The sequence below is a fragment of the Pseudomonas sp. SED1 genome, from assembly GCF_034044025.1.
Classification (GTDB): Bacteria; Pseudomonadota; Gammaproteobacteria; order Pseudomonadales; family Pseudomonadaceae; genus Aquipseudomonas.
In genome coordinates this window covers 1-10218 of the sequence record NZ_JAXCIS010000173.1, presented here as the reverse complement: position 1 = coordinate 10218, position 10218 = coordinate 1, and the positions used below count along the sequence as shown (strand labels likewise).

Sequence of the window (10218 nt, the reverse complement as noted above, 5' to 3'; positions counted from 1 at the left end):
GGGGGCCGTCAACTACGATGGCCGCGAGCGGGCGAGGCACCGAGTGGTTGGGCAAGGACCTTTTGGTTGCTTGAGGTGCGTTTTGGTCATGCCCCCTGGAACAATCGCTCCATCTTGATGATCTCGATGGACACCGGGCTGTTGCCCCGGCTGAAGGTGCCCTCTCCGAACTTGCGAAAGCCGAACGCGGCATAGAATTTCTCGGCGGTGAGGGTCGCCTCCAGGTACGCCTTGGAATGGCCGGCAGCTTCGATCCGTTGCAATGCTTCGAGAAGCAATCGGGCACCAATCCCCTGCCCGGCGGCGTCACCCCGGACAAACAGTTTGCTGACTTCATGGCCGTCGATTTCCACGAAGCCCTGAAGCGTATCAGTGCAAGCCAGCCAGAAGTTTCCGGCGACGATCGCCTCGCGGTAGGTCTCGGGCGAGCGGCCGTCGAGCCACATGCTGATCTGGTCCGGGACGTAATCGGCGTTGCAGAGGTTTTCGACGGAGTTCTTATGCACCTGGAAAATGCCCTCGGCGTCTTCCAGACGGGCGGCGCGGATCTGCAGATTGTTCATTCCTTTGAGGTCCTGATTCGGGTCAATGATCCCGGCCTTTATAGCTGACCTACTTCATGCCAGCCACTCAAAACGGCCCGTCTTGTGCGTTGACCATCGTTATTACACACCATATAGTGTGCCCACAAACACAGACAACCACTACATAGTGTGCGGCGACGCTGAATACCGACCACACTATGCGCAGTATTTCAATGCCTTGAAGCCTGCAAAACGCACATTTTTGAACACGCTGGGTGAATCGAAGCCCACGCCGTCAAACGGACCAGGAAGGAGCAATTCAATGCTGAGTTGGGATGAAGCAGATCAACCAGACACCGGTGACGTAGTCATCCGAGGCGCCAACGCCGGCCACGCCACCGAAGCCAACATGGACCGCCTCGACGGCGCCGGCGCTGCCGCCGCCCTTGAAGCCCGCAACGTGACCGCCAGCGACTCCGCCGCGATCATCCGCGCCAAGGCCGCCCTCGACAAACTCGACGTCGCCGAAGGCCTCGCCGAGCTGGAAGGTTCCGCTGCCCGCGTCGCCGTAGACGAAAAGCGCATGATCAACTGCCGCGCCGACCTCAACCAACTCGTCCCCTTCAAATACGACTGGGCCTGGCAGAAATACCTCGACGGCTGCGCCAACCACTGGATGCCGCAAGAGGTCAACATGACCGCCGACATCGCCCTGTGGAAAAACCCCGAAGGCCTGACCGACGACGAGCGCCGCATCGTAATGCGCAACCTCGGTTTCTTCTCCACCGCCGACTCCCTGGTTGCCAACAACCTGGTACTGGCCGTGTACCGCTTGATCACCAACCCGGAGTGCCGCCAGTACATCCTGCGCCAGGCCTTCGAAGAAGCGATCCACACCCACGCCTACCAGTACTGCATCGAATCGCTGGCCATGGATGAAGGCGAGATCTTCAACATGTACCACGAGATTCCATCGGTCGCCAAAAAGGCTGCCTGGGGCTTGAAGTACACCCGTTCGATCTCCGATCCGAAGTTCGAAACCGGCACCGTCGAGACCGACAAAGAGTTGCTGCGCAACCTGGTCGCCTACTACTGCGTACTGGAAGGCATCTTCTTCTACTGCGGCTTCACCCAGATCCTGTCCATGGGCCGTCGCAACAAAATGACCGGCGTGGCCGAGCAGTTCCAGTACATCCTGCGGGATGAGTCGATGCACCTGAACTTCGGCATCGATGTGATCAACCAGATCAAAATCGAAAACCCGCATTTGTGGGATGCCGAGATGAAGGAAGAAGCAACCCAGATGATCCTGCAAGGGACTCAGCTGGAGATCGAATACGCGCGTGACACCATGCCACGTGGGGTGTTGGGGATGAATGCGGCGATGATGGAGGACTACCTCAAGTTCATCGCGAACCGTCGTTTGTCGCAGATTGGGTTGAAGGAAGAGTATCCAGGGACGACGAATCCGTTCCCTTGGATGAGCGAGATCATGGACTTGAAGAAAGAGAAGAATTTCTTTGAGACCCGTGTGATCGAGTACCAGACCGGCGGCGCGCTGAGCTGGGACTGATTAGCGACGCCAATTAAAAATGTGGGAGCGGGCTTGCTCGCGAAGGCGGTGTGTCAGTCGCCAGATATCTAGGCTGATCCACCGCATTCGCGAGCAAGCCCGCTCCCACATTGGTTATCAGTGCTCCATAAATTTTGTATACGTACCTTTATGCCCAATCAAACCATCAAGACACCCTGCGTCGGCCTGTGCTCCACCGTTTACGGGGACCTGGTATGCCGGGGCTGCAAGCGTTATCACCATGAGGTGATTCAGTGGAACGGCTACAACGCCGAGGAGAAACAAGCGGTGTGGCTGCGCCTGGAACAACTGCTGGTGCAGGTGATGACCAGCAAGCTGCAGGTGCTGGACCCGCAGCGCCTGCGCCAGCAACTGGAAGACCGCAAGATTCGGTTTGTGCCCCACCAGTCGCCGTATTGCTGGGCGTACCAGTTGATTGCCCGGGGCGCGCGGGTGATTTCGAAGCTGGATGCGTATGGGTTGGCGCTGTTGCCGGAGTTTCGCGAGCGAAGTCTGGCGGATTTGCGGGATGCGATTGATCGGGAGTTTTTTCTGTTGTCCGAGGCGCATTACGAGCGGTATATCGCGCCGGGGTTTCTGCGGGAATCGTTTGGGGCGCCGTTGATAGCCTCGCTCTAAGCCACATCACAAAAAATGTGGGAGCTGGCTTGCCTGCGATGCCGGTGTATCAGTCACCAAAGATACAAGCTGACCCGCCGCTATCGCAGGCAAGCCAGCTCCCACCTTTGATCTTCTTCGCTTAGGAGGCCCACGACGGCGCGCGATCGGTCTGCAATGCGTACCGCTCGATCGCCTGCTGACACACCTGCCGCTCCAGACGCCCCTGCTCCACCAACGCCGTCAGCGCAGCCAACACGATGTGATGGCGGTCCACCTCGAAGAAATCCCGCAACGCGGCCCGGGTATCGCTGCGACCAAAACCATCCGTCCCCAGCACGGTGTACGCCGAGTCCACGTACGACCCAATCATCTGCGGCACCGCCCGCACATAGTCAGACACCGCCACCACCGCCGCGCCCTTGGGCAAACAGTCCGCCAGGTGGCTGCGCCGCGCCGGCTGTTGCGGATGCAGGCGATTCCAGCGTTCTACTTCCCGCGCCTCCCGGGCCAGTTCGCTGAAGCTGGTAACACTGAACACTTCAGCGTCAATCTGCCAATCGTCCGCCAGCAACTGCGCGGCTGCCTGCGCTTCACGCACCAGCGTGCCCGAGCCGAGCAAGCGAACCTTGCCATCGGGCTGACCACTGAGCCGGTACATGCCTTTGATGATCGCCGCTTCGACGCCTTCAGGCAGGCTCGGCTGCGGGTAGTTTTCGTTCATCAGGGTCACGTAGTAGAACTCGTCCACATCGTGCTCCAGCATCTGGCGCATGCCGTGGTCGAGGATCACCGCAAACTCGCTGGCAAACGCCGGGTCGTAGGCGCGGCAATTGGGCACGGTGGCGGCGGTCAGGTGGCTGCTGCCGTCCTGGTGCTGCAAGCCTTCGCCACCCAGGGTGGTGCGCCCGGCAGTGGCCCCCAGCAGAAAGCCACGGGCACGCTGGTCGGCCGCCGCCCAGATCAGGTCGCCGACGCGCTGGAAACCGAACATCGAGTAGTAGATGTAAAACGGCAGCATCCGCAGGCCATGCACCGAATAACTGGTGGCCGCCGCGACCCAGGAGCTGATGGCGCTGGCTTCGCTGATACCTTCTTCAAGGATCTGCCCGTCGGTGGCCTCGCGGTAGCTAAGGATCGAGCCGATGTCTTCCGGCTCGTAGCGCTGGCCGACACTGGAATAGATGCCGATCTGCTTGAACAGGTTGGCCATGCCGAAGGTGCGCGCTTCATCCGCGACGATGGGCACGATGCGCGGGCCGAGGGCCTTGTCCTTGAGCAGGTTGGTGAGCATGCGCACAAAGGCCATGGTGGTGGACATTTCCTTGCCGTCCGCCTGGGTGGCAAACGCACCGTAGCCCGACACCGGCGGGACGTTCACCGCAGGCGCCTGCTGGCCACGGCTCGGCACATACCCGCCGAGGGTGGCACGGCGCTTGTGCAGGTAGCGCATCTCGAGGCTGTCTTCAGCCGGTTTGTAGAAGCTCAGGGATTCGGTCTGCTCATCCGACAGCGGCAACTGGAAGCGATTGCGGAAGGCGATCAACGCCTCGCGGTCGAGCTTCTTCTGCTGGTGAGTGGTCATCTTGCCCTGCCCGGCCTCGCCCATGCCGAAGCCCTTTTTGGTCTGGGCCAGGATCACCGTGGGCTTGCCCGTGACCTGGCGTGCAGCGTGATAGGCGGCGTGAATCTTGACCATGTCATGGCCGCCACGCTTGAGGCGGTCGATCTGCTCATCGCTCATGCCCTCGACCAGTTTGGACAGCGCCTCGCTTTGGCCGAAGAAATGTTCGCGGTTATAGGCGCCGTCCTTGGCGGCGAAGGTCTGGAACTGTCCGTCCACGGTCTGCGACAACGTGCGTACCAGCGAGCCGTCGGCGTCCTTGGCCAGCAAGGCATCCCAGTCCGAGCCCCAAACCAGTTTGATCACGTTCCAGCCGGCACCGGCGAACAGGGCTTCCAACTCGTCGATAATTCGCCCGTTGCCACGCACCGGGCCGTCGAGGCGTTGCAGGTTGCAGTTGACCACCCAGGTCAGGTTATCCAGGCCCTCGCGGGCAGCCAGGGTCAGGGCCGACATGCTTTCCGGCTCGTCCATCTCGCCATCGCCGAACACGCCCCATACGTGGCGGTCGGTGGTGTCCTGCAAGCCGCGATGCTGCAGGTAGCGCATAAACCGCGCCTGGAAAATCGAGCTGATGGGGCCAATGCCCATGGAACCGGTGGGAAATTGCCAGAAGTCCGGCATCAACCACGGATGGGGATAGCTGGACAGGCCACGGGCGCCGACCTTGCCGGCGCCGATTTCCTGGCGATAGTGGGCCAGGTCAGCCTCGCTCAGGCGCCCTTCAAGGAAGGCGCGGGCATAGATGCCGGGGGCGGAATGCGGCTGGTAGAACACCAGGTCACCACCAAAACCGGCGTTTCGGGCACGGAAGAAGTGGTTGAAGCCGACTTCAAACAGGTCTGCCGCGCTGGCGTAGCTGGCGATATGCCCACCCAGTTCGCCATAGGCCTGGTTGGCACGCACCACCATGGCCAGGGCGTTCCAGCGCACCACCGAGGCCAGGCGCTCTTCGGTGGCCAGGTCGCCGGGGAACGGCGGTTGCTGCTCCACGGCGATGCTATTGATATAAGGCGTGCCATGCCGGGGTTTCCAGCCGATGTGCGGTGCGCCGCCGGCCTCCGCCAGCATGTCGAGGATCTCCCGCGCCCGCGCCGGCCCGGCGTTGGCCACCAGGGAGGCCAGGGCATCGCGCCATTCGGCCAGTTCTTCCTGGTCCATCGCTGTCTGACTCACTGCACTCGCGAAACCGTTCATGGGCACCTCCGGGCTTTTTTCCAGTTTATGTCGGCGCAAGAGGATTTTTTGACTGTTATACGCAGCCTCTCATAGTCTTTTGAGCACAAATCACTGCCAATCGACAAATTCCAAGCACGTTGTGCTTCAAGCCCCGAAAACCCCGCAATTGTGTTTAAAATGCCGCCCGCTCAATGACCGACGCTGCCCGATGAACCCAGACGCACTTGCCACTCTGCACACCCATTTGCTGACCGCCCTGCAAACCGTCCCCGCCGAGACCCGGCGCCTGTTTCACGGGCGTGGCCGCTGCTGGCCGGGCCTGGAGCAACTGACGGTGGATTGGCTGCAAGGTGTGGTGCTGGTCTCGCTGTTCAAAGAGCCCGGGGCCGCCGAGCTTGAGGCCTTGAAACAGGTGCTGACGCAGATCGACTGGTCGGCCTACGGCGCTCACACCGTGGCGTTGCAACACCGTTACCTGCCGCAAAGCACCACCGAGTGGCTGCTGGGCGAGGCCGTTGACGAACTGACCATCACCGAAGGCGGCCTGCGTTACCTGATCGATTTGGGCAAAAAGCAGAACAGCGGGCTGTTCCTCGACATGCGTTACGGCCGCAACTGGGTGCGCGAACAGGCTCAAGGCCTACGGGTGCTGAACCTGTTTGCCTACACCTGCGGGTTTTCCGTGGCTGCCATCGAAGGCGGCGCCGAGCATGTGGTGAACCTGGACATGGCCCGTGGCGCCTTGAGCCGCGGTCGCGACAACCACCGCCTCAACGGTCATGACCTGAGCAAAGTGACCTTCCTCGGCCACGACCTGTTCAAGTCCTGGGCCAAGGTCACTCACAGCGGCCCGTATGACCTGGTGATCATCGACCCGCCCTCCTTCCAGAAAGGCAGCTTTCTGCTGACCAAGGACTACCAGCGGGTACTGCGCCGCCTGCCGGATTTGCTCACGGCCCAGGGCACGGTGCTGGCGTGCATGAATGATCCGGCGTTCGGCGAAGACTTCCTGATCGACGGCGTAACCCGCGAAGCACCGGGGCTGCGCTTTGACCAGCGGCTGGAAAACCCACCGGAATTTCCCGATGTCGACCCGCAAAGCGGGCTAAAGGCGCTGGTGTTCCGACAAGTCTGATGCCGAAAAGTCCTACGCTTGCTACGCTTACCATTACGCCGGGTGGTGAACCTTATCCCACCCTTCCCGGTCGATACCTGCACACTCTGGCCAGATTCGATGGCGTCACGCCCGTCGGCTGCCCTGTTTCACCTTTTTGGAGAACGCCCCTGTGATATCGACTCTGCATGTAGCCCGTCTCAAGGCCTGGGGCGCCCATGGTTTCACCGCCACCGGCGTGGTCCTGGCTTTCCTGGCAACGTTGGCGCTGCTCGACAACCAGCCCAAGGCCTGCCTGTTATGGCTGGGCCTGGCCTTGATCGTCGATGGGGTGGACGGCTCCCTCGCGCGACGGGTGAACGTGCAGACGGTGCTGCCAAGCTTCGATGGCTCGGTATTGGACCTGGTGATTGATTACCTGACGTACGTGTTTATTCCGGCGCTGTTTATCTATCGCTATATCGCCCTGCCGGACTTCACCCCGTTGTTTACGGTGTCGGTGATTCTGGTGTCGTCGCTGTTCTGCTTCTGCAACGTCAACATGAAGAGCAAGGACAATTACTTCCAGGGCTTCCCTGCCGCCTGGAATGTGGTCGCGTTGTGCGTCTACATCATCCAGCCGGATGCCTGGATCACCTTGCTCACCGTGATCGTCCTGGCGCTGTTGACCGTAACGCCGATGAAGTTCCTGCACCCGTTCCGGGTCAAGCGCTTCATGCCGCTCAATATCGCAGTGACCACCATCTGGTTGCTGTGCAGCCTGCTGCTGGTGATCGACTTCCCGTACACCAATGGGCTGACCATGGGCCTGTGGTTGCTGATGTCGGCGTACTTCCTGGGGATCTGCTTCTGGCGCACCGCACTGGAGTGGGTCGAAACACATAAATAGCCAGGCGGGCACGGTTGAAATGTGGGAGCGGGCTTGCTCGCGAATGCGCAGTGTCAGTCACCGGATAGAGTGGCTGATCCACCGCATTCGCGAGCAAGCCCGCTCCCACATTTGGATCGCCTCGCCCCAGGGTTATGGGTAAGATACCGGCCTTTCGCGCAGCCCTTGCTGCGCCTTGCCGAATAAGTCTTGCCCATGCCCTTCGAACTCAGCGTTGACCTCACCACCCTGGCGATCCTCGCCGTGGTTGCCTTTATCGCCGGTTTCATCGACGCAATCGCCGGCGGCGGCGGCCTGCTCACCACGCCTGCCCTGCTGACCGCCGGCATGCCGCCCCACCTGGTGCTGGGCACCAACAAACTCAGTTCCACCTTCGGCTCGGCCACCGCCAGCTTTACCTTCTACCGGCGCAAGCTGTTTCATCCGCGCCAGTGGGTGCATGCCATCGTCGGCACGCTGATCGGCGCACTCACCGGCGCCGTCGTCGCCCATTACCTGCCCGCCGAAACCCTGAACAAGATGCTCCCGGTGATTGTGTTCGGCTGCGGTTTGTATTTGCTGTTCGGCGGCACGCCCAAGGCGGCGCTGGACAACGACGCACCGATCAAGAAGAAATGGCAGTCCACCCAGGGCTTTGGCCTGGGTTTCTACGACGGCGTCGCAGGCCCGGGCACCGGGGCCTTCTGGACCGTGAGCACCATGCTGTTGCACCCCATCGACCTGGTAAAAGCCAGTGGCGTGGCGCGCAGCATGAACTTCGTCAGCAACGCGGCGGCGCTGACGGTGTTCATTTTCAATGGTTCGGTAGACTGGATTGTCGGCCTGTGCATGGGCGTGTCAGTGATGTGCGGCGCGTTCTTTGGCGCACGCAGCGCAATCAGCGGCGGCGCCAAGTTCATTCGCCCGGTGTTCATCACCGTAGTCCTCGGGCTGACGGTGCGCCTAGCCTGGCAGCACTGGTTCAGCGTGGCCTAAGCGACGGGCCAGGTAGAGGTCGATCAGGTAGCGCGCAATCGAGCGGGACGCCGGCAACGGCGGCAGTTCATGGATGTTGAACCACTGCGCGTCTTCGATCTCGTCGGCCTGGGGCACGATGTCGCCGCCGGCATACTCGGCGTGAAAGCCCAGCATCATCGAGTGCGGGAACGGCCAGCACTGGCTGCCCATGTACTGGATGTTCTTGACCTCCACCTGCACTTCTTCACGCACTTCGCGAATCAGGCAGTCCTCGGCCGACTCACCCGGCTCGGCAAACCCCGCCAGGGTGCTGTAGACACCCGTGACAAAGCGCGGCGAGCGGGCCAGCAGGATCTCGTCGCCACGGGTCACCAGCACGATCATGCTCGGCGAGATACGCGGGTAACTGCGCAGGTCACAGGCCTGGCAGAACATCGCCCGCTCCCGTGGCACCTGCACCATCGCCTGGCCGCAACTGCCACAAAACCGGTGTTCCCGGGCCCAGGTGCCGATTTGCGCGGCGTAGCCGAGGACTTTGTACAGCGTGTGGTCGCCTTGCAGCATGAACGCCCGCAGGCCCTGCCAGCCGCAACCCGGTACATCAGCTGGGCTATTGAGCTCCAGCAGGTACACCGGCTCGCCGTCCAGATGGCCGATGCCATGCTCGGCAAACACCGACAGGTCCTGGCGCTTGAGCCATTCCCGGGGGAACAGCGGGCCGTTCTGGTCGTGTAAAAAGCCTTCGCGGCTGCGGGCCACGGCCCAGCCGCCCGGGGCGTCGTTGTCCAGCAGCGTTGTGGTTATCCAGCCTGGGGTCATGTTCAGTCAATCCACGAAGTCGGGTTTCTGCTTGCTCATATGGGCCGCGATGGCCACGCGCAGGTCGTTGGATTGCAACATAGCTGAGTTCCAGGTGGCAACGTATTCCAGGCCGTCATTGATCGTGTGGTCACGCATGTAGCTGATCATCGCCTTGGTGCCGGTGACCGCGATCGGCGATTTGGCAGCAATTTCCCGGGCGATTTCCATAACCCCTGCCAACAGACTCTCGTGATCGCTGTACACGCGATTCACCAGGCCGATGCTGCGCGCCTCTTCAGCACCGAACTGGCGGCCAGTGTAGGCCAGCTCGCGCAGCATGCCGTCGCCGACGATGCGCGGCAGGCGTTGCAGGGTGCCGACGTCGGCGGCCATGCCGATATCGATTTCCTTGATAGAGAACTGCGCGTCTTCGGCGGCGTAGCGCATGTCACAGGCGCTGATCAGGTCGATGGCGCCGCCGATGCAGTAGCCGTGGATCGCCGCGAGTACCGGCTTGCGGCAGTTGTCGACCGCATTGAAGGAAGCTTGCAGTTCGAGGATCTTGCGCCGCAGCAGGCGCGCGTTACGGCCTATGTCCTTGCCGAATTCGTTGGCCACCGAGGCCAGCATCATCAGGTCGATGCCGGAGGAGAAATGCTTGCCGGCGCCGCTGATGACCACGGCACGCACCGCATCGGTGTCTTCGACCCATTGGAAGATATCGATGATCTCGGTCCAGAACGCTGCGTTCATGGCGTTGATCTTTTCCGGGCGATTGAGCTGCACATGGGCGACATTGCCGCTGAGTTCGACGACAAAGGCTTGGTATTCGGACATGGCAGTGATCCTTGACTGGCGGCTGGAATAGGGGCCGAACTATATCAAGGGTGTGTGACGGCGGGTAAGGCTGTGCAAACGCCAAAAGCGGGACTGAAGAAC

9 protein-coding genes are annotated in these 10218 nt (G+C 61.4%); 5 read left to right on the top strand and 4 right to left on the bottom strand.

Annotation, left to right across the window (positions count from 1 at the left end):
- Positions 1 to 86: 86 nt before the first annotated feature.
- The gene (locus SNL23_RS21840) at positions 87 to 563 is read right to left on the bottom strand and encodes a GNAT family N-acetyltransferase (protein WP_318303481.1); all 477 of its coding nucleotides are present in this window, start codon (positions 561 to 563) and stop codon (positions 87 to 89) included.
- Positions 564 to 846: 283 nt separating this feature from the next.
- Between SNL23_RS21840 and SNL23_RS21835 the strand changes: the two genes are divergently transcribed.
- A complete protein-coding gene (locus SNL23_RS21835; protein ID WP_008432895.1) occupies positions 847 to 2097 on the top strand; it encodes a ribonucleotide-diphosphate reductase subunit beta in 1251 nt (416 codons plus the stop codon).
- A 150-nt stretch (positions 2098 to 2247) separates the two neighbouring features.
- A complete protein-coding gene (locus SNL23_RS21830) occupies positions 2248 to 2736 on the top strand; it encodes a DUF1289 domain-containing protein (RefSeq protein WP_318303480.1) in 489 nt (162 codons plus the stop codon).
- A gap of 121 nt (positions 2737 to 2857) precedes the next feature.
- On the opposite strand, the gene mdeB is transcribed toward SNL23_RS21830, so the two are convergent.
- Positions 2858 to 5536: an alpha-ketoglutarate dehydrogenase gene (mdeB, locus tag SNL23_RS21825; RefSeq protein WP_318303479.1), complete on the bottom strand. Its 2679-nt coding sequence runs from the start codon at positions 5534 to 5536 to the stop codon at positions 2858 to 2860.
- A gap of 190 nt (positions 5537 to 5726) precedes the next feature.
- Here mdeB and SNL23_RS21820 point away from each other — a divergent pair, with 190 nt between their 5' ends.
- The 3 genes from SNL23_RS21820 (at position 5727) to SNL23_RS21810 (ending at position 8496) form a co-directional block, all read left to right on the top strand.
- On the top strand, positions 5727 to 6653 hold the full coding sequence (locus SNL23_RS21820; RefSeq protein WP_318303478.1) for a class I SAM-dependent methyltransferase: 927 nt from the start codon (positions 5727 to 5729) through the stop codon (positions 6651 to 6653).
- A gap of 151 nt (positions 6654 to 6804) precedes the next feature.
- A complete protein-coding gene (gene pcsA / locus SNL23_RS21815; RefSeq protein ID WP_076016540.1) occupies positions 6805 to 7521 on the top strand; it encodes a phosphatidylcholine synthase in 717 nt (238 codons plus the stop codon).
- Positions 7522 to 7716: 195 nt separating this feature from the next.
- The gene (locus SNL23_RS21810) at positions 7717 to 8496 is read left to right on the top strand and encodes a TSUP family transporter (protein WP_169388171.1); all 780 of its coding nucleotides are present in this window, start codon (positions 7717 to 7719) and stop codon (positions 8494 to 8496) included.
- Here SNL23_RS21810 and nudC read toward each other — a convergent pair.
- Positions 8464 to 9297 (bottom strand): NAD(+) diphosphatase, encoded by an 834-nt coding sequence (gene nudC, locus SNL23_RS21805; RefSeq protein ID WP_008430294.1) that lies wholly within the window; start codon positions 9295 to 9297, stop codon positions 8464 to 8466. The two genes, SNL23_RS21810 and nudC, sit on opposite strands and share 33 nt — an antisense overlap.
- 6 nt (positions 9298 to 9303) lie before the next feature.
- A complete protein-coding gene (locus tag SNL23_RS21800) occupies positions 9304 to 10116 on the bottom strand; it encodes a crotonase/enoyl-CoA hydratase family protein (RefSeq protein ID WP_318303477.1) in 813 nt (270 codons plus the stop codon).
- Between the last annotated feature and the right edge of the window lie 102 nt (positions 10117 to 10218).

Bases quoted from the DNA above. Each gene is read 5' to 3' on its own strand.
- SNL23_RS21840 (WP_318303481.1), bottom strand. From the start codon at position 563: ATGAACAATCTGCAGATCCGCGCCGCCCGTCTGGAAGACGCCGAGGGC.
- SNL23_RS21835 (WP_008432895.1), top strand. From the start codon at position 847: ATGCTGAGTTGGGATGAAGCAGATCAACCAGACACCGGTGACGTAGTC.
- SNL23_RS21830 (WP_318303480.1), top strand. From the start codon at position 2,248: ATGCCCAATCAAACCATCAAGACACCCTGCGTCGGCCTGTGCTCCACC.
- mdeB (WP_318303479.1), bottom strand. From the start codon at position 5,536: ATGAACGGTTTCGCGAGTGCAGTGAGTCAGACAGCGATGGACCAGGAA.
- SNL23_RS21820 (WP_318303478.1), top strand. From the start codon at position 5,727: ATGAACCCAGACGCACTTGCCACTCTGCACACCCATTTGCTGACCGCC.
- SNL23_RS21810 (WP_169388171.1), top strand. From the start codon at position 7,717: ATGCCCTTCGAACTCAGCGTTGACCTCACCACCCTGGCGATCCTCGCC.
- nudC (WP_008430294.1), bottom strand. From the start codon at position 9,297: ATGACCCCAGGCTGGATAACCACAACGCTGCTGGACAACGACGCCCCG.
- SNL23_RS21800 (WP_318303477.1), bottom strand. From the start codon at position 10,116: ATGTCCGAATACCAAGCCTTTGTCGTCGAACTCAGCGGCAATGTCGCC.